Below are 18757 nucleotides of genomic sequence, written 5' to 3'. Positions count from 1 at the left end.
TTATTAAATATCTAAGTTTAAGTGTGGTTTATGATCTAAATGGTGATGTGTTTTAATGAATCGTACTGTTCTTGTTTTGTAACGCATTACGATAGAGTATGTTTCAGCTAAGTCTCCGCCAAGGAATTTAACACCGTCTAATAACTCACCAGCAGATACACCAGTTGCTGAGAAGATTGCATCATCCCCAGATACTAGGTCATCTAACATAAGAAGTTGACGAGGATCTTCTAATCCCATTTCACGACAACGAGCTTCTTCTTCTTCGTTCATTGGAACTAAGCGAGCTTGCATTTCACCTTCAAGGCACTTTAATGCTGCTGCAGAAATAACACCTTCTGGAGCTCCGCCAATACCTACGAATAAGTCGATACCGGTTCCAGGTAGTGCTGTTGCGATTGACGCACCAACATCACCGTCACCAAATAATTTTACGCGTGCACCTTTTGCACGAACACGGTCAATAATATCTTGATGACGTTCACGTTCTTGAACGATAACTGTTAGATCGCGAATCTTTTTATTGTTAGCTTCTGCTACAATTTCAATTGTTTTTTCAATTGGATCATCTAAGCTAATTTTACCAGCTGCTTTTGGACCAACCGCGATTTTTTCCATGTACATATCAGGAGCATGAAGAAGGTTCCCTTTGTCTGCGATTGCAATAACTGCCATTGCATTTGCAAGACCTTTTGCAACGATGTTTGTACCTTCTAATGGATCAACGGCGATGTCTACTTCTGGACCGTTACCTGTTCCTAGTTCTTCACCAATATACAACATCGGTGCTTCATCAAGTTCTCCTTCACCAATTACAACTGTACCTGCCATGTTTACTGAATCGAACATATCACGCATTGCTGTAGTTGCTGCATCATCTGCTTCATTTTTCTTTCCGCGGCCCATCCACTGTGCGGATGCTAAGGCTGCTGCTTCTGTTACACGGACAATTTCTAGTGCGAGTTCACGTTCCAAGATTCCATTCCTCCAATTTCAAAAATCATACAAATATAACTATAACAAATAACGGAGAAAAGGTGAATTCGAAAAATTGTCGATTTTTTCAGAAGAAAGCGTTACAATTAAAATGTAAATGCTTTAATTTCCAGGTAGGTGACATTCATGTATTTTGTAGACAGAAAGAAAATAGAACAAATGCTAGTATGTTTAGAACGAGCAACAAGTACATTTCAAGAGAAAAAGATATATGAAACCGAGTTTGAATTTTACGCATTAGAGCGCATAGCCCATCTTATTATTGATACTGTATTAGATGTAGGAAATGCGATGATTGATGGATTTATTATGCGCGATCCAGGAAGCTATGAAGATATTATTGATATTTTAATGGACGAGCGAGTGATAAGTGAAGAAGATGGACAAGGGATGAAAGAAATTATCCTTCTTCGAAAAATGCTTACGCAAGACTATATTCAAATGAATCATGATGAATTATATAAGACGATTCAAAAACATATTGCAGTGGTAGAGAAATACCCAGCAAATATTCGCAGTTATTTAGAAAAGGAATTAGGACCTGTATCTGCATTTGTACCAGAATAATTATGCTTATAAGATCCCCAGAGAATGCCTTTTGGGGATCTTATATTGTATGTGAGAAAGAAAAGGGAGAAGGGTGAAGTATGGGGGAAGCACGTACTACGAAAGACGAGATTGTACAATTGTTGAAAGTAAAGGGAGAGCACACGGTAGCGGAACTAGCTGACGTTTTAGAGATTACAGAAATGGCGATTCGAAGACATTTAAGTAATCTTGAGAAAGACGGACTCATTTATTCTAAGATGGTAAGGCAACATGTCGGAAGACCAACTTATTTGTATGGATTAAGCGAAAAGGGAGAAGATACATTCCCGAAAGAGTATAAGCAATTTGCGATTGATATGCTAGAAGATTTAGCTCGAATGGGCGATGAAAAAATACTTCGTTACGTTTTAAAAGAGAGAACGAAGCGAATGGAAGAACAGTTACAAAAGAGAGTGAGTAATCAAAAGAATTTAGCATATAAAGTGCAAGAGATAGCAGCTATGCAAGAGAGAAATGGTTATATGGTTCAAATAAAGAGAGATGGAGAGAATTCTTTCGTAATTGAAAAACAAAACTGTCCGTTAAAGGAAATTGCCGAGAGATTCCCGCAAGTATGTGAAGATGAAAAAGAGATGTATAAGCGTTTATTTACGAACGCAGAAGTGAAAACACTAGCAAATATGTGCGAGGGAGATTGTAGTTGTTCTTACCAAATAAAAGAGAAAAAATGAACGTTATGGGGCGCTTTAAGGTAAAGCGTTTTTTTCTTTTGGAAAAGCGGGTAATATAAGAGTGGTATGATAAGGTGAGAACGTTAGCATAGAAGGAGAGACATAATCGATGTATAAAGGTTACTTAATTGACTTAGACGGTACGATGTATCGCGGAGAAGAGCAAATTGAAGAAGCAAGCGACTTCGTAAAAGCATTAGGAGAGCGCGGCATTCCATATTTATTCGTTACGAATAACTCAACTCGCAAACCAGAACAAGTGGCAGAAAAGCTTGTTCGTTTCGATATTCCAGCGAAAGCGGAGCAAGTATTCACAACGAGTATGGCGACTGCGAACTTCATTTATGAACGTAAACAAGACGCAACTGTATATATGATTGGTGAAGAAGGCTTACACGATGCACTTGTGGAAAAAGGATTTGAACTTGTGGATGAAAATCCTGATTTCGTTGTTGTGGGTTTAGATCGTGACATCACATATGAAAAATTAGCAAAAGCGTGTCTTGCTGTGCGTAATGGCGCGACGTTTATTTCTACAAATGGGGATATTGCCATCCCAACTGAGCGAGGATTATTACCAGGTAACGGCTCATTAACATCAGTTGTAGCGGTATCAACAGGTGTGGATCCAATCTTTATCGGAAAACCAGAATCAATCATTATGGAACAAGCTTTAAAAGTGCTTGGCATAGAAAAAAATGAAGCATTAATGGTTGGGGATAACTACGATACAGACATTTTAGCAGGAATAAATGCTGGTATGCATACCCTTCTTGTCCACACTGGAGTCACAACTGTGGAGAAGTTAACAGAATATGAAGTACAACCAACGCAAGTTGTGCATAACTTGACGGAGTGGATTGAGAAGATGTAATGAAGAAAGCTGTTCCAAACTTTGGAACAGCTTTTTTTCTGATATTTGCTGGCAGCCCGATTGGTGTGGGCTAACATTCAGCTGTGACTAGTGTTGATTTTTATCGGTAAGTCGATATATTTGAAAAATCGCCGATATAATTTGAGTTGCGCTGATATATTTAGAAAATCGCTGATATAATTTTATTAGAACGCACGATTCACAACGTCTTTAACCTCTTCAAGATATTGTTTACGCACAATGTCATCCACAGAAGGAACACTTGTATAGAATGTATGCTCAATTGTTTCAATGCCTGTAAATTCAAAAATACCAACATCCGCTGTTTTCTTCATTGCATCAAACATGCCGCCTGCTGTGTATGCTTCTTTCGTATTTCCCATTGTAGATAATAACAATCCTTTTTTACCGCTTAATAACTTTTCAATACCGTTTTCACCGTAAGCATAAGCGAATCCGTGGCTAAATACACGGTCAACGTATCCTTTTAAAATAGCAGGAAGTCCCGCCCACCACACTGGATAAATGAATGTAATGCTATCAGCCCAAGAGATATGCTCTTGTTCTTCTTTAATATCTTCTGGTGTATTTCCTTGAGAAAATGAGATGAAATCGGAAGCGCCTAATACTGGATTAAAGTTTAATTCGTATAGATCGCGAACGCGTACTTCGTGACCTTTTCCTTCTAATTCACTTTTTACCGTTTCTAAAATCGCATGGTTGAAGCTTTTTGTATTCGGGTGTGCATAAACGATTACATGTTTCATTTTTCTTCCTCCTATTTGTGGATATGTGAATAGCTATTTGTATTTCTGTAACTATTATGGTTACTGCCTTTGTAGAAGTCAAGTAATACATATGTATGTATAAAAAGACGCTCGAAAATCGCCTTTTTATACCCCGCTCATACAAAGTACAAAGAAGACGAATAAAATGATAACAATACCAATGCCAAAGTTAAATACGAGAGTACTATCCATATATGTAGCCTCCTTGTTTGAAAGTAAAAAGCACTCTAGTTAAGAGTGCTTTTTTATTTTGAATCTACTTTATAACTTTTAGAAAGTGATTCATGCGTGTCATGATTTACATTATTTTATGTATTTATACTTTGAAATGAGTAAGTCCTTGTTGGATATAGAAAAAAAGACACTCGTTGGAGTGTCTTTTAAGATGACAAAATGTGCCAATTGCTTGAGGTTGATAAGACGCTAATTTCCGTGTTAACGCCTTTTCTCTAATCAAGAAGTGTAGCAACAGCGATTCAAATAAATTGTACCATCTGTTTAACCGCGGTGCGTATGCAATTGTGCATATGATGATCATGAGGTAGGTAATGAACTGTGAATAATTTGAAGTGATTTATTTACGATTTCTTCTGCGGCATATATGCCGATTGCGTCTGTTTTTAAAATATGGGGTTGTAAGTTATCATGCATTGCCCCTAACTCACCATGAAGTGGTGCGAAGGCATGGTTCGCCTTTTCAAGCATGCATAAATCAAGTAAAGAATCCCCAGCTGTAATAATCGTATCTATTTGCAAAATTTCTTTTATATATTGCACGGCGTCCCATTTATTAATTGGTTTTGGTACAAAGTATAGCTTTCTACCTTGAAGTGAATGATTCCAGCCTTGTTTGTCTAACCAGGAAGTGAAGGATGATAATTCATCATAAGGAATGTTCTCCCGTTTAATAATGCAATAATGGAATAAATCATCAGCTGTTTTTTGCGATATAACCCAATCCTTATGAGCTATTTGTCCAAATTCCTTTAGTATGTCGTTTCTCTCTATACATTCAACCGATAGTCTTTCTTTTACTTTCCTGTTCCAAGTACCATCTTGTTTCCCGTTATGAAGGATATTGCCGCCGTTACTTGTAATGGCGTATTCGGGAATGATTTCGTTTTGGAATAAAGCAATACGCTGAAACTGCTTAATAGTTCTTGTTGTAACTGGGATGAAATGTGAGTGCAGTTGTAATTTTTTTAGTAGTGAAATGGTTTTATGTGATATGAAAGAAATTTCTTTCCCATCTATAGTTTCAATGAGTTGAATTGATTCATCTTCTATAGGGGCACGAAACGATTTCCGGGAATAAATAAGCGTCTGATCAAGATCACTGGCGAAAATCATATTGTTTCCTTCCTAAGAGGCTTAATGAGCCCGCAACATGAATAAGCCATATTCTCATAGATTTCAATTGGGACATTCTTTTCTTTAGCGAGAAGTAAAATATGCTTTAAATCGGGATTGTTTTGCTTACGTATTAAAATTTTCCACGGTATTCTCCGGAGTAATACACGAGTTGTTTCACCGACTCCTGGTTTGATTAAGTTAATATCGTCAATTTCAAAGTGATTTTGGATAGACTGTATATCTTTTAATCCTTGCCAAGAGGGATCAGTGTAAGTTGAAGTAATATAACGTAATTGATTATCTATATGAGAATGAACAGAAGGGAATAAATCTGTTACCTCATCAATGAATAAATTTGATAAGTCTTCTTGTTCTAGCTCTTTATAATATTTAACACCATGAAAATCATTTGGACCGATATAGGTGTCATTTAGTACAGTGCGGCTAATGAGTCCAGAGACTGTTGCATTTAAGCAAGCGCTAGGAATAAGAAAATCTTCACGTGTACCGTAAATTGAAGTACAGTAACCGGGATCAGCAAGCACAGCCATACAATGAGAAATGTGTGTATTATTTCGTTCGTTAAATGTGTGTACGGCATATTCTAATTCTTTTTTTATTGCACCTTTTCCAGTCCACCCATCAATGAATTGAATTGTTTCTTTAGGGTGATGTTCCAAAATATAATGGAGTGCATTTTCATCAATACCGCGTCCGCGAACAATAGAAATACAATAGTGAGGTACATCAAGGTTGTATTGATAGCGTATGTAGCGTTTGATAAGAATGCCAATAGGTGTACCAGCACGAGCTAATGAAACGAGGACAAGGTTAGTTCCTTTAGTTTGTATAATCTGTTCGGCGACAACTCCAACAGCGATGGCTAGTTTGTGTTTGTATTGTTGCAGGGAAGAAAAGAATAAATCCATATACGCTTTAGAGGGTTTATATTCCATTGGTAACATTTCGGAATAATGTGTGCCAGCTTGAATTGCTTGTTCTCTAGTTTCCGTGGAACTTTCTTTCATTAAATCACTAATATCTTTTAATAGAAAAATAGCATCATTTGGATTGTAACTACTAATATGAGAATTTAATTTTACCATAATTATCAACCTTCCTTTTCTATGCTATTTGAAAATGAGACGATATGAATAAAAGGAATAACTGTTTGTAACTGCTGTAGAAGAGGAGATAGGGCTTCTTCCCCTAAATCACGCTCAATGAAAACAAATACTTCATCGTAATCATGAGGTGAAATATTATAAAAGTAATTTGTAATAGTAGAATCTTCAGGACTTGGATATGAGAAATGATTATGAATGGCGTAGTTCACATCATTTGAAACAGAATGGATAGGGCTTCTTGTTGTAGATTGATATAAAATATTTTCACCCATTTCATCAGCAATTTTCATTGGGATATACATAAATTCACCCGTTCCGAGACAGAGTGTTCGTTTTCCCATTCTTTCTCTTTTTAAAGTTTTTCCTGCTTCTTGGGCGAAAGAATGAATGTGCTTTTGTTCATATGCTGAAATGCCAAATCGCCCAGTATATTTTATATAATTTGATGTATAGGGTGATTTTAGGCAGGTAAGGGTATGTTTTTTGAAATCAGGTTTTGTTTCTTCAATTTGAATATCTGTTTTTGCAATATTTAATGGTTGGCCAGTTGTATGAATACTGCCTTCTAATAAAGAAATAACATGAACCTTAATTTGAAGTTCTTCTTCTAATTGTTTAAATTGTTTTCTATTAGTATGAGAACGCCAGTCTAATAAAGAAGCAATTATATATTCTTCTCGTGGGAATTTATTTTGAATAGATCTAATAATATTTAATGCTGTTTTTCCTGTTGTCATCTCATCATCTACGAGAACAATCGGGTTGTTGTTTTGAAAAAAGCTTTCATCTACATAACAACGGTGCGATGTTGCATGAGAATGTTCTTCCTCAAATGTAATGACAGATTCTAGGTGGGGTATCGATTCCCTAGTTGTATGCACATACTTTGCATTTTGAAAGCATTGAAACATAGAATGACCAAGTGCTGTCGCTGTTTCAGCGAATCCGATGAACAAAACTTCTTCTTGCAGAGGATATTGATAACGAAATACTTCCTCTGGGATTTCATCAATTTCTAATGAAATGAGATTTAAAATTTCTTTTCGAAATGGATGAGAAATATTATGTAGTATTTCCATATATCTTGCAGCGAGAGCAACTCCACTTGATAGAGAGACTGCAGGTTTAATAGGAAGATGCTTTCCAAGGATTGTACTCACAAATAAAAAACTACGTTTCTTATTTATTCTCGCAGCCATTTGAAAAAGATTGTCTAGCGCTAAATTATATGGATTATCACGTACTTCTACATGGACTTGTATATTATTTAAAACGTTATACGTGTTGCTTTGCGTTTGTAATAAGGAGATCGGTGAATTGTTTGTTTTCATGTAGCACCCCGTAAATATTAGATTTTAAAATGGTTTTGCGAGCCCAGCTATAATGAGGTTTTACTTCATTCATTTTGTTAGAAAAACTGCTTTTTAGCACTCCATTATACGTATCTGCATTTTGTAAAATTGATCTCGCATCTAAATAATCTTCCATTGTGACAATGTGCATTGCCTGTACAACTTTAATATGAGATGGGTGAATAACTGTCTTTCCGATTAAGCCATTTGCATGGTCAAGTGATACCTCTTGAATAAGCCCTTCTTCATGATCATTAGAAAAATATTCCCATACACATCCTGAAATAATATATTCATTTGTTGCCCTTGAGAAAACGTTAATAATGTCTGAAATACAATCACGGACAACAGTAATATGATAGATAGGTGTGTATTTATTGCGCCGAATACTAAATATACTTGAAAAATCAGTAGCACCAATACGTACATTTAAGATGTAATCGTGATAAGAATCTAGTAAATTTTTTATTTGTAATAATGATTCTGCCCGTGTTTCCTTATACATAATTTCGGGTGATTCTAAAATCGGCATGCCATATAGCGATAATGAGTATAACTCGTTTATATATGCAAGCTGATCGATATAAGTCTTTCCGTTAATCGGTGTGAATTTTGGAAAGACAAAACCACATAAACAATGAACAGCACTACCTAATTCAGTAACAATTGTCTTCATTTGACTTGGCTGTCGAACTCTAATAAAAAGAAGTGGGATGTCTGCTTGGTTTAGTATGTTGGCACTGACTAAGTTAGCGATTTGCTGTATTTGAACGACGATGTTTTGCTCTGCAAGTTTTACTTCCTCATCGCTGATAGCGTCCTCTAGACAAAGAATAATTGAGGTAGCATCCACATGTTTCTTTCTAATTATATCTTCCGCAATCGTTTCTTTCGTGCCGGGAGTATATAGTGTGGCACCTAGTGCGTAAGCTAGTTGTTCTTTCCCTATATTTTTTGAAAAACTAAGGGGTTCTTTATAGAAAAAATTTTGCCGTTCTTCCGAGGAGAGATAAGAAAAGTAATTCAAATTGTCACCACCTTATTTGTAATGATTCTGTTTAATCGTAACATAATAAGAAAAATCTTCCATAAAAATAAAGCGAGAAATTAAAAAATATATTGAGAAAGATGAATTATAAGATGAATATCGAATATTGTTAATAGAAATATAATAGGGGGAAAGAGAAAGTGGATATACATAAGTTAACAGAGGAAGAAGCAAATGAGATAAATACTTGGACGTACGAGGAACCTTATAGTTTATATAGTTTTTCAGGCGAGAAAGAAGTAATAGAAGAGCTATTAGATGGAACGTATTATGGCTGTTGTGACGATCAAGGAGACCTCATCGGTTATTTTTGTTTTGGAGCAAATGCACAAGTGCCAGGTGGAAGAGATGCTAATTTATATGGTGGAGAAGATGTGATTGATATCGGACTTGGCATGAAGCCGGCGTTAACTGGGAAGGGAATAGGGAAAGAATTCTTCCAAGCTGGAATAGCGTTTGCCACGAAAGAGTTTAATGCAAAAATGTTTCGATTAAGCGTAGCAACATTTAATACAAGAGCGATTACGGTATATAAAAATATCGGATTTAAACAAGGGACTATTTTTTTGAGTCGCGGAAGAGAATTTATGCTTATGGAATACGAAAGGCCATCAGCATGAAACTGACGGCCTAGAAAACATTATTATTCTGAGTGCTCAGCTCGGTGCGCTAAACGGCTTGAAGCTGCGGCAGCAATTCCGCCAACGATATCGTCAAGGAATGTGTGCACTTTTCCAGTTGATTTATCATTTAAGTATTCTAAAATACCAGGTTTTAATTTATCAATATATCCAAAGTTCGTGAAACCGATAGAGCCGTACACGTTTACGATAGAAAGTGCGATAACTTCATCAATTCCGTATAAGCCTTCATCACGTTTTACAATATCTTGTAACGGTTCACTTAGCATTCCCTTTTCAGCAAGGACATCGAGTTCGATACCAGTAATCAGTGCGTTTTGTACTTCCCGTTTTGATAGTACACGTTCTACATTGTAACGGCATTCTGACATCTCTAAATTTGGATGATATTTTTTTTGAAGAAAATGAACAAGTTCAGCAATATCGTCAATTGTTACACCACGTTCTTGTAATAGTTGTAATGCTCTTTCTTGTAGTTGATTTGATTCTTTCATGTTTATCACCTTTTTTTCTTTTTAGTATTTGTATACGTTTCGTTGCTTTATCCTGTGCATAGGAATGAAAGGCGAGCACAAGCTCATATATATAAAGAAAAACCATAGGTGGCGACTGCGATGATTCAGCATATTTATGAGCATTATCACATGCATGTTAAAGAATTAATCCCCCTTGGCCCCTATAAAAGCTTTTGGATTCGCAACAAAATTTATGTACTTGTTCCAATTGGAGAAATGGAGGAAGAAGTACTTGTAGAGATGAAAAAGCTCAGTGACTATATGAACCAGCAAGGGGATATAACTGTAGCGACTTTCGTTCCAACTATACACGGCTACTATGTAAGTGAGATAGAAGAAAAAAATTACTGCTTATTAAAAGGTATGCGAGCGTTAGAACGACATGCTACGTCATTAGGAAGTGAACTTTCTATATTCCATAAACGAGGTGCATTCTTTCCAGAAGAAATCGAGCAATTAAGCCGCATTGGTGAATGGAAAGCGTTATGGGAAAAGAGACTCGATCAGTTAGAAAAGTTTTGGCAATCACAAGTGATGAACCACCCTACAGACGTATTCGATCAATTGTTTATTGAATCCTTCCCGTATTACTTAGGAGTTGCAGAAAATGCCATTCAATATGTTGTTGATACAGAAATGGATGATACGCCGCAACTAACTGATGCAGCGACGATTTGCCAAGAACGATTCACACCTTTATTATGGCATCAAACGAAGCGTCTCAAACTCCCTTTTGATTGGGTGTATGATCACCCAACTCGAGATATAGCAGAATGGATTCGCTATATGATGATTGAAAAAAAGAAAGATTGGGATCAAACAATCGTTCAATTTGTTACAGATTATGAACGGAATTACTCGCTGTCCTCATTTGGTTGGCGTTTATTATTTGCAAGGCTCCTGTTCCCGCTTCACTATTTTGAAACGGTCGAACGATATTACCAAACTGGAAACGAAGAACAAAAAAGCATATATAGAGATCGCTTAGAAGCCATTTTACACGATGTAAACCGCTCAGAGCAATTTATGAAGCACTTTTATGGCTCGCTTCGTTTACCAGTAGATAAGCTCGGGATTAGAAAATTAGATTGGTTATCTTAAAAATATAAAAAAGAGACCGAGTGAGGTCTCTTTTTTATATACCACAATTTTATGTAATACATTATGCCCCTACCTGTTGATCTGTACATATATTTAAAACGAATTGATGCCTTTCGAGCTTTTCATTTACTTTACCCAATAATTCTTGCTGGATTTCTTTAAATAAAAATTGATAGCTTGTATTCCATGTTGGTATAACGGATGAAAGGCCTAATAAATACTCTTTTTTCTTTTCTAGTTCTTGGATTGTTACAAAAGTGTTCCCCATTTTTGGCATCTGTCGTCCCCCTATGTTTTTTTACTGTATATGTGTGAACGATTCACTATATAGTATTAATTATCGCATTTTTTGAGAAGGATTTCCAATTTTGTTTTATGATGTTAACGGATAAATGTGATTTGAATAAAAAAAGGAGACCAAATTTGGTCTCCTTTTAGCAAGTGACTTTGAACGAGCCGCTTCCGCTTTTAGATTAATATCCAGCTCCAGCGGCTAAAATGTTCGGTGGCTTCGCTTCTTCCGCCGAGGCAAAAAGCGCCTCTATGTCAGAAGCTCCATCCCCCTCACATTTTGAACGAGCCGCTTCCGCTTTTAATTAAAATACTTGTTCTACTTCGATAACGCCTGGTACTTCTTCAAGTAACGCGCGCTCGATACCAGCTTTTAGTGTGATTGTAGAACTTGGGCAGCTTCCGCATGCACCCATAAGGCGTAATTTTACGATACCTTCTTCAATGTCTACTAATTCAACGTCTCCGCCATCGCGAAGTAAGAATGGACGTAATTTATCTAATACTTCTAATACTTGTTCTTGCATATGTGGGTTTTCCATTTTTATCGACTCCTTTCATCAGTTTTATTATAATCAAGATAGAGGGGAAAATCTATTTTTTCTCTTCTTGTTTTATTGTCGAAATATTGTATCGTGTTTTTTCAGTATAGGGGTATGGAATAAGTTTGTAAAATGATGTGCTTATGTAATAAGACATCTGAATATACTGTTGGAACAAGAAGTGGGGGAGAAGAAATGGTTAATGTGCAAGTGTATGGGACGAAAGTAATTTGTGCGAGCTGCGTCGGAATGCCATCTTCAACAGAAACGTTTGAATGGTTACAAGCGGCAATTGGTCGTAAATATGAAGGACAAGAAAATAAATTTAATTTCGAGTATATTGATTTCCAAGAAGAACAAGAAGATGAAGATAAAAAAGCATTCGCAGAGCGCGTAGTGGAAGAAGATTTATTTTATCCGGTCGTTCTTGTAAATGGAGAAATTGTTGGAGAAGGAAATCCTCGTTTGAAGGATGTTTACGAAGAAATCGAGAAATATTTATAAAACAAGAAGTCTTTGCGAATTTGCAAAGGCTTTTTTATTGGAGGGATAGATATGAAAAATGGAGTGAAGCATGCGTTACCAACGGAAGTACAACAGTTAATGGAGCGGTACACAGTAGAATTAAAAGAAATTTTTTTGGATGAAAAAATAGTCGGGGTATATATTTACGGATCCATCGCACTAGGTGCATTTCATAAGGAAACGAGCGATGTTGATTTTGTTACAGTGATAAATGATTCCGTGAATGAAGCTGAAAAACAGCAGCTTGTGGAACTACATAATAAACTTAGTGATAATACGCTAGGTAAAAGAATGGACGGTATGTATATTCCGCTTGCTGACTTAGGGAAATACAATGATGAAATGAACGAGTACGTGTATTGTGCAGATGGTAAAGCTAACGTTGGTCATTGGGACATTAATGCGGTCACATGGTGGACGTTGAAAAATCAAGGCATTACAGTTACCGGAAAAGAAGCAGAAGATCTTCCGCTGCAAATAAAATGGAATGATGTAGTAAATACAATGAAATATAACGTAGAACAGTACTGGAGTGAAAAGGCGAAGAAGCCATATTTATTTTTTATAGAAGAGTGGGTAGAATCAGCTGTCGTTACGATGGGACGTATTTTATATACACTAGATCATAAAACAATCGTTTCAAAAGATAGAGGATTGCAATACTTGTCAGAACGTTCAGCGGAAGAATGGGAGCTTTTATTAAAAGAAGTAGCGAGAATACGGCAGAACCCAAAAGAAAAGCGAATGCTCTCAAGGTGGAGAAGAGCAGATATGACGAAGAGGTACTTGCTGCATTTAATTGAGACGTGTAGAGAGAAATGGTAGGGAAGAAAATGGACAATACAGTTGAGGTATTGTCTTTTTTATTTTGTAGTAGATAGAAAAGTATTTACAAGTATTGTGTAGAGGAAAGATAATAGAAAAAAATATGCGCATGGGGGAAGATGATGAGTAAATATAAATTACATATAGATAGAGAACAATTATGGAAAGGATGCGTTTTAAATTCGATTGCCCATGCAATTAATGTAGCGCATTGTCCAGATTTCTCACATGAAAGTTCATGGGATGGATTTAACTATAGTATGCAAGATAGCCAAGGGGGACAAGGGACAATTACGTTTCATCCGAATTACACGATTGTATGTCTTCAAGATGTGAATAGCGAGAGAATTGATGAGTGGATTGATGCGAAAAAATTTTTTGAAGGGGCACCTTCGGAAGTAATAGATATTGCGAAAGAAGAAGCACTTCAATACGTATTAGAAGAAGTAGAAGGCGAAACAGTTCCTTTGATTACAACTGCATTTTGGATTGAGGATAGCGGTGCGTATTCAATTGATTCATTTGAAGAGATGGAAGAGCACGGCGGATTCTTATTAGAAATTCCATTACTTGATACAGAATCAGCAATGGAAAGACTAGAAGAAGAGTATGAACTGACAGAGGAACAAATAGAGCTTTTACAACTCGTGTATGAGAAAAAAATCCAAAGGCCAAATGAGGAAATTAAGTTGTCTAAAGAAGAAGTAGCAATGATTGGAACGGAAGATAGCGAAGGATTGGAAGTTAGTAAGGACTCATTTGAAGAAATGAATATTACTTGGGAGTTGTAGGGGGGATAACATGTTTCCGATTGGTGATCAGCCGAAGATTATGAAAGACTTAGCAAGTATAGCTGGTGATTTAGAAGAAGTAGCGATTGAGGGGAAAACAAAAAATATAGAACGACTAGCATCTTTGAAAGTTAAAAAATTATGGGTGTTCACAGTAAATCAAAAGCAGTTTGATCATATTCTTACGTATGTTTGTCCCGATATATTATACGTTTACAAAATGAGGGTCGAGGATTTAAGTAGCCTTCAGAAATTGTCCAATTTACAACAGTTGTATATGTGCTGGAATACAAAAGCGAAGACGTTATGGGATATTGATTATAATAAAAAACTCAAATCCTTACTAATTGATGATTTTTCTAAGTTAGAAGATTTAAGTGCTTTAAGTAAGTGCACACAACTCAATACCTTCTATATGGGTGGTGGAATAAATACAGCGATGAAAGTACAAACTTTAAAACCACTCGCTGAATTACAGCAGTTGCAAAAGCTTACTTTGATGAATTTAAAGGTTAAAGATGATTCATTAGAACCGTTAATGCAATTGAAAAATTTAAAGGAGTTAAGCTTATCTAATCAATTTAAAGTGGAAGAGTATGCAAAACTCTCTGTAGCATTGCCATATACGGTATGCGAGTCTTTTAAACCTTACGTATATATGAACGATGCAATAGATGGGAAAAATATAATGGTGACTGGGAGAAGAAGGCCAGTCCTTAATTCAAAAACGGATACTGTGAAGATGCAAAAGTATGAAGAACGATTTAAAAAGTTACAAGAGGAATATAAAGCACTAGTAGAAAGTACAATGTGAAATTACATTGTACTTTCTACTAGTTTTTTCATATACATATCAACTTCGTGAAAGAATATGGGCTCTTTTTCCTCGGTATTCAGATGCACGGTGCAATGTAAATATTGCTGTAAGTAGCGATTAGCTTGTTCGTACTGTTTTAATTTGTAGAAAGAAAAACAGGTAAGAAGTAGAAACGCTTTTTCTTCTAATATTGGAACGACAGCTAGTACCGGAGTAATGGAATGTATATTTATTTCCACTGAATTTTCATAAGATGCCCACGTTTGAAACCAGTCGAAAATAGTAGAAAGGTAATTCGGAATGTTGATAGTTTCATGTGAAACATTGTGCAATAGCTGGTTCTGTTTGATATGTATAGGCTCTATTCTTGTTTGTAGAATGCAAGCGAATATTGAAATGTTTTCTTTTATTTGTAATTGGTTCGTAATAAGCTGCGGGAGACCGATAGGGTGAACTCCTATATTTATATAAAAATCATCTCCAAACTGGCTTTTTTGTATGTTAATGAGCTTATAAAAACCGTTTTCAGCTTTGAAAAATGTATGTCTTTTTTTCTTAAAGCCGAGTGGTTTTAAAGTGGCGTGTAAATTTGTAATAAAATCTTGCTCCTTTTTAGAGCCAGGCTTATTCTTCGTCATATTCATAAGTAGTTAAGTTTTGTAAGAAACTTTCAAAGTTAGGTGCTAATTCAATAATTTCCTCAAACTCATTATCGATAAATATAACTGGAGGATTTTCAGCTACATTTCGATAGTCTAATGCAATCCATGTATGTCCATCACCAGATAAAAGTATGATATTCTCAGGCATTTCCCATTCTCGAATTAAATAGCGGCTCTCTAAAATACTAGATTCATTTTCATCAAAAGAAATACCATATAAACCAGATACATTAACGTGATCGCCTGCCCAAGAATTTGGCTTTGAAGTAGGGTGAACATCGAGACGAAGAGTTCCCCCATTTTGTTCTTTTAGAAGGTTTATATATGATTCTGGAAGTTTTACGTTCAGGACTTCTTCTGCTTTTTTGATTAGTTCATCGTTAATGGGTGCTAGTTTTAAATAGTCATCGTCTGCCCAAATTGTACTCTTCATATTCGGTCACCTCAAATAATAGTTTTAAGAATCTTATGTCATATATTATAGTTAGTTTAGATAACACGCAATAGAGGGAGGAAGGGAGTATGGATGTGTATGAATACCTCGATCACGTAAATTCTAAAGAAGATTTATTAAAATTTCTTGTATACCTCCAAAAGGATTTTAAAGTGAATAAAGATGAATGGGAGAATGTAGAGGTAGAGACTTATTTAGAGGCATTAAATAGTTGGTTAGGTTCTTGTGAATCGGTTTATATAAATCAAGGGGAGAAGCTTCCAGAAAATATTTCATGGAAGTTTATTGCTCAAATGTTACTTGCGGCAGCTCATTATGAATAAAATTAGATTTTTAAAAGATAGAATGGAGAAGATATCATGATTAACCATAATAAAATTAAACAACTTTTAGCACATGTAGATCGTGCTGAGGATAATGAAATTGAGCTGGAGTATGAATCTGAACCTATGACGATAGAATTGTTTAATAGTGAAGAAATAGAAGAAGGGCAACTTGGTTATAGTTTTGATGAAGAAGGACAAAGCTTAGTCGGGAATGAAGAAGGAGATTGGAAAGAAGGATGGATTGTAATAGGGATAGATTCATATCTTGGAGACCCGATTTTTGTAGATAGTAATGATAAGAATTGTCCAGTTTATACAGCTATGCACGGTGAGGGAGAATGGGAGCTGGAATGTATAGCGGAACGTATAGAAGATATTATTGAGAAAGTGAAGGGGAATGTGCGAGAAATAAAATAGTATTTCAATGTGATTAAGAGGGAGGAAATGTAGTATATATTCACTAAAAAGGATGTATAAAAATGATTTTGATGCATCCTTTTTAGTGAATATATAAAATAATTAACTTAGTGTATTAAAGGTATGATACACGATTATTTTAATATATTTAAAAGTAAAATGAAATAAGAAACGGATAATTGTCGGAATATATTCGATTTCCGTTCACTTTTATGAAATATGTGTACTTTTTGTTAGATTCCTTCATTTTGTCCATATACAATAAATGTATATAGAAATAAGAAAAGGATGATGTACGTGAAGGACACGGTTTTACAAGAAACGATTTCTCCACAAGAATTACATAAAGTTGTTCAAAAGAATACAGCTTATTATGACTTTAAGTGGGGTAAAGTAGAAAATCCAGCGCAAGGGAATACATGGAATTGGGTAGCCTTTTTCTTCCCAACTTTTTGGTTAGCTTATCGTAAAATGTATAAGTTATTTATTATATTTGCGTTATTGGCTATACCTAGTATAGTTATACCCCCTTTTATAGATATTCCAGATGGGATTTATGTAACATTTAGTTTAGCTCTTCAATTAGGAATGATGATATTTACTGGATGGCAAGGAAACCGTTTATATTATAAGCAGGCTGTTCGTGTTTTTCGTAAGGGAGAAGATGCGTCTGATCATGAGAAGGCGTATTTCTTACAATCAAAGGGCGGCGTGAGTATTGCTGGTATGATTGGTTTACAGATTATAGTCGGGATTGTGTATGGATTAGCTGCGTTCGGGCTGTCCTTTTTACCAACTGAGCCGAATATTAAAAACGTTGTTCGTTCAAGTGGAGAAGGGGTTACTTTAGAGATTATGACTGATAATCCAACTTGGAAGTTTGTGAAGAAAGAAAAAGATTATGACGTAGTAGAGTTTACTGGTTATGATTATACAGAGAAGAAAAACGTGAAAATTAAATTTGCTGTTTATTTCGATGAAGATTATTTCGAGTGGCAAGAGGTATATGAAAATAATAAGAAGTTAAGCGAAGAAGAAGTAGAAGAATATCAAATTTACATTGAAGAAAATAATTGGGGTTTCTAGAGGGAACTCGTTCATTTTGAAAAGAAGAATCTTGTGAAGGTTCTTCTTTTGTTTATTAGGGGGAGAGAAATAATTTCAGCAGTAATAGAAGCTCTAATAGGATCGATTAGTTTAAGTACGGGTTTACACACGAAAAAGATTGATGCTAACATACGTTACTTGCAGCAGTATGAATGGTTTCGAATGATATATGAAGACGAAAAGTATCGAAAGTTATTTATTACGAACTACAAAGTTCGCTCATATTTACAAAGTAAGCTAAGAGTTCGATTGCTTGTAAAAAATAAAAATGCACAACGAAGATTTTTAAAATTAGTAGAAGAGCAAATAGAAAAACGGCATACAAATTGAAATTTTGTAAAATACAATAAAAAATGAGAATTTGAGGTAGGCTTGTCAATAACGTGAGACTATGGCACTATAAAGAAATGCTATACAAATTTTATTTATCGAGATGTAAACATCAATTTTGATTTTTACGTATAAATAATGAACGGAGGAAATGAATTTATGGCTACTTTACCAAATTGTCCAAAATGTAATTCAGAATATACGTATGAGGATGGCGTTCTTTTCGTATGTCCAGAATGTGCTCATGAGTGGGGCCAAGAAGCAGAAGCTGAAAATAATGATGGTGCGAAAGTTGTAAAAGATGCGAACGGAAACGTTCTTCAAGACGGCGATGCAGTTACTGTTATTAAAGATTTAAAAGTAAAAGGAACTTCTTCAGTTGTGAAGATCGGTACGAAAGTAAAGAGTATCCGTCTAGTTGATGGCGATCACGATATCGATTGCAAAATCGACGGCTTCGGAGCTATGAAGTTAAAATCACAGTTCGTTAAGAAGGCGTAAGTAAATAGAAGAGGAGGCGAATAGCCTCCTCTTTTTATTATGTCACTTTTTGTCGGTAAATCGATATTTCGTACAAAATCGTTGATATATTCTG

25 protein-coding genes are annotated in these 18757 nt (G+C 35.5%); 14 read left to right on the top strand and 11 right to left on the bottom strand.

The features are described from left to right. Positions 1 to 3: 3 nt before the first annotated feature. Positions 4 to 975 carry a class II fructose-bisphosphatase gene (gene glpX / locus DN399_RS24495; RefSeq protein WP_000439090.1) on the bottom strand — a complete coding sequence of 324 codons (972 nt, stop codon included), beginning with the start codon at positions 973 to 975 and terminating at the stop codon, positions 4 to 6. A gap of 147 nt (positions 976 to 1122) precedes the next feature. On the opposite strand from glpX, the gene DN399_RS24490 reads away from it, so the two are divergent. The 3 genes from DN399_RS24490 (at position 1123) to DN399_RS24480 (ending at position 3150) form a co-directional block, all read left to right on the top strand. Next, entirely contained in the window at positions 1123 to 1563 is a 441-nt protein-coding gene (locus DN399_RS24490) for a DUF86 domain-containing protein (protein WP_000274010.1), read from the top strand. A gap of 80 nt (positions 1564 to 1643) precedes the next feature. Continuing rightward, positions 1644 to 2276, top strand: a complete 633-nt coding sequence (locus DN399_RS24485; RefSeq protein ID WP_048534639.1) for a helix-turn-helix transcriptional regulator — start codon at positions 1644 to 1646, stop codon at positions 2274 to 2276. Between the two features lie 109 nt (positions 2277 to 2385). Continuing rightward, positions 2386 to 3150 carry a TIGR01457 family HAD-type hydrolase gene (locus DN399_RS24480; protein ID WP_000276467.1) on the top strand — a complete coding sequence of 255 codons (765 nt, stop codon included), beginning with the start codon at positions 2386 to 2388 and terminating at the stop codon, positions 3148 to 3150. Between the two features lie 185 nt (positions 3151 to 3335). Here the strand turns inward: DN399_RS24480 and DN399_RS24475 are convergent, their stop codons facing one another. The 5 genes from DN399_RS24475 to DN399_RS24450 all read right to left on the bottom strand — a co-directional run bounded on the left by DN399_RS24475 (position 3336) and on the right by DN399_RS24450 (position 8797). Beyond that, on the bottom strand, positions 3336 to 3917 hold the full coding sequence (locus tag DN399_RS24475) for an NAD(P)H-dependent oxidoreductase (RefSeq protein ID WP_149150008.1): 582 nt from the start codon (positions 3915 to 3917) through the stop codon (positions 3336 to 3338). Between the two features lie 555 nt (positions 3918 to 4472). Next, a complete protein-coding gene (locus tag DN399_RS24465) occupies positions 4473 to 5288 on the bottom strand; it encodes an HAD family hydrolase (RefSeq protein ID WP_025686787.1) in 816 nt (271 codons plus the stop codon). Continuing rightward, the gene (locus tag DN399_RS24460; RefSeq protein WP_149150007.1) at positions 5285 to 6397 is read right to left on the bottom strand and encodes a cysteine protease StiP family protein; all 1113 of its coding nucleotides are present in this window, start codon (positions 6395 to 6397) and stop codon (positions 5285 to 5287) included. Before DN399_RS24460 ends, DN399_RS24465 begins: the two co-directional genes overlap by 4 nt. Before the next feature lie 5 nt (positions 6398 to 6402). Beyond that, complete coding sequence (locus tag DN399_RS24455) at positions 6403 to 7749, bottom strand: phosphoribosyltransferase family protein (RefSeq protein WP_086411335.1); 1347 nt, start codon at positions 7747 to 7749, stop codon at positions 6403 to 6405. Beyond that, positions 7694 to 8797, bottom strand: coding sequence for an HpcH/HpaI aldolase/citrate lyase family protein (locus DN399_RS24450; RefSeq protein WP_001106087.1), 1104 nt, complete (start codon positions 8795 to 8797; stop codon positions 7694 to 7696). The genes DN399_RS24455 and DN399_RS24450 overlap by 56 nt, the downstream gene beginning before the upstream one ends. A 161-nt stretch (positions 8798 to 8958) precedes the next feature. On the opposite strand from DN399_RS24450, the gene DN399_RS24445 reads away from it, so the two are divergent. After that, positions 8959 to 9438, top strand: coding sequence for a GNAT family N-acetyltransferase (locus tag DN399_RS24445; RefSeq protein ID WP_006918864.1), 480 nt, complete (start codon positions 8959 to 8961; stop codon positions 9436 to 9438). A gap of 23 nt (positions 9439 to 9461) precedes the next feature. Here the strand turns inward: DN399_RS24445 and DN399_RS24440 are convergent, their stop codons facing one another. Next, entirely contained in the window at positions 9462 to 9953 is a 492-nt protein-coding gene (locus tag DN399_RS24440) for a phosphatidylglycerophosphatase A family protein (protein WP_000665103.1), read from the bottom strand. A 120-nt stretch (positions 9954 to 10073) separates the two neighbouring features. On the opposite strand from DN399_RS24440, the gene yutH reads away from it, so the two are divergent. Then, the gene (gene yutH / locus DN399_RS24435) at positions 10074 to 11075 is read left to right on the top strand and encodes a spore coat putative kinase YutH (RefSeq protein WP_149150006.1); all 1002 of its coding nucleotides are present in this window, start codon (positions 10074 to 10076) and stop codon (positions 11073 to 11075) included. A 61-nt stretch (positions 11076 to 11136) separates the two neighbouring features. Here the strand turns inward: yutH and DN399_RS24430 are convergent, their stop codons facing one another. Together DN399_RS24430 and DN399_RS24425 are read right to left on the bottom strand one after the other, a co-directional pair. Continuing rightward, on the bottom strand, positions 11137 to 11352 hold the full coding sequence (locus DN399_RS24430) for a hypothetical protein (protein WP_001125507.1): 216 nt from the start codon (positions 11350 to 11352) through the stop codon (positions 11137 to 11139). Positions 11353 to 11671: 319 nt separating this feature from the next. Then, complete coding sequence (locus tag DN399_RS24425) at positions 11672 to 11908, bottom strand: NifU family protein (RefSeq protein WP_000431159.1); 237 nt, start codon at positions 11906 to 11908, stop codon at positions 11672 to 11674. 195 nt (positions 11909 to 12103) lie between these two features. Between DN399_RS24425 and DN399_RS24420 the strand changes: the two genes are divergently transcribed. From DN399_RS24420 to DN399_RS24405, 4 genes are all read left to right on the top strand, one after another. Then, complete coding sequence (locus DN399_RS24420; protein WP_000248590.1) at positions 12104 to 12412, top strand: YuzD family protein; 309 nt, start codon at positions 12104 to 12106, stop codon at positions 12410 to 12412. A gap of 51 nt (positions 12413 to 12463) precedes the next feature. Further along, positions 12464 to 13258: a nucleotidyltransferase domain-containing protein gene (locus DN399_RS24415; protein ID WP_006918873.1), complete on the top strand. Its 795-nt coding sequence runs from the start codon at positions 12464 to 12466 to the stop codon at positions 13256 to 13258. Between the two features lie 122 nt (positions 13259 to 13380). Further along, a complete protein-coding gene (locus DN399_RS24410; protein ID WP_076876496.1) occupies positions 13381 to 14049 on the top strand; it encodes a hypothetical protein in 669 nt (222 codons plus the stop codon). Positions 14050 to 14059: 10 nt separating this feature from the next. Next, a complete protein-coding gene (locus tag DN399_RS24405) occupies positions 14060 to 14863 on the top strand; it encodes a leucine-rich repeat domain-containing protein (protein ID WP_000483946.1) in 804 nt (267 codons plus the stop codon). Between the two features lie 2 nt (positions 14864 to 14865). Here the strand turns inward: DN399_RS24405 and DN399_RS24400 are convergent, their stop codons facing one another. Both DN399_RS24400 and DN399_RS24395 read right to left on the bottom strand, forming a co-directional pair. Continuing rightward, positions 14866 to 15504, bottom strand: coding sequence for a DUF4304 domain-containing protein (locus DN399_RS24400; protein WP_069604585.1), 639 nt, complete (start codon positions 15502 to 15504; stop codon positions 14866 to 14868). Further along, complete coding sequence (locus DN399_RS24395; RefSeq protein WP_149150005.1) at positions 15491 to 15961, bottom strand: SMI1/KNR4 family protein; 471 nt, start codon at positions 15959 to 15961, stop codon at positions 15491 to 15493. The genes DN399_RS24400 and DN399_RS24395 overlap by 14 nt, the downstream gene beginning before the upstream one ends. Positions 15962 to 16050: 89 nt before the next feature. Between DN399_RS24395 and DN399_RS24390 the strand changes: the two genes are divergently transcribed. From DN399_RS24390 to phnA, 5 genes are all read left to right on the top strand, one after another. Next, a complete protein-coding gene (locus DN399_RS24390) occupies positions 16051 to 16305 on the top strand; it encodes a DUF7660 family protein (RefSeq protein WP_149150004.1) in 255 nt (84 codons plus the stop codon). A 36-nt stretch (positions 16306 to 16341) separates the two neighbouring features. Beyond that, entirely contained in the window at positions 16342 to 16725 is a 384-nt protein-coding gene (locus DN399_RS24385) for a hypothetical protein (RefSeq protein WP_149150003.1), read from the top strand. A 288-nt stretch (positions 16726 to 17013) separates the two neighbouring features. Beyond that, entirely contained in the window at positions 17014 to 17811 is a 798-nt protein-coding gene (locus DN399_RS24380) for a DUF2628 domain-containing protein (RefSeq protein WP_002026505.1), read from the top strand. A 69-nt stretch (positions 17812 to 17880) separates the two neighbouring features. Next, positions 17881 to 18162: a hypothetical protein gene (locus DN399_RS24375; protein WP_048534699.1), complete on the top strand. Its 282-nt coding sequence runs from the start codon at positions 17881 to 17883 to the stop codon at positions 18160 to 18162. A gap of 159 nt (positions 18163 to 18321) precedes the next feature. Further along, positions 18322 to 18663: an alkylphosphonate utilization operon protein PhnA gene (phnA, locus tag DN399_RS24370; RefSeq protein ID WP_000212737.1), complete on the top strand. Its 342-nt coding sequence runs from the start codon at positions 18322 to 18324 to the stop codon at positions 18661 to 18663. Positions 18664 to 18757: the final 94 nt, after the last annotated feature.

The sequence above is a fragment of the Bacillus sp. AR4-2 genome, assembly GCF_008274865.1.
Classification (GTDB): domain Bacteria; phylum Bacillota; class Bacilli; order Bacillales; family Bacillaceae_G; genus Bacillus_A; species Bacillus_A cereus.
Note: the sequence above shows the minus strand (reverse complement) of the source record. Positions and strands in the feature narration are given on the sequence as shown.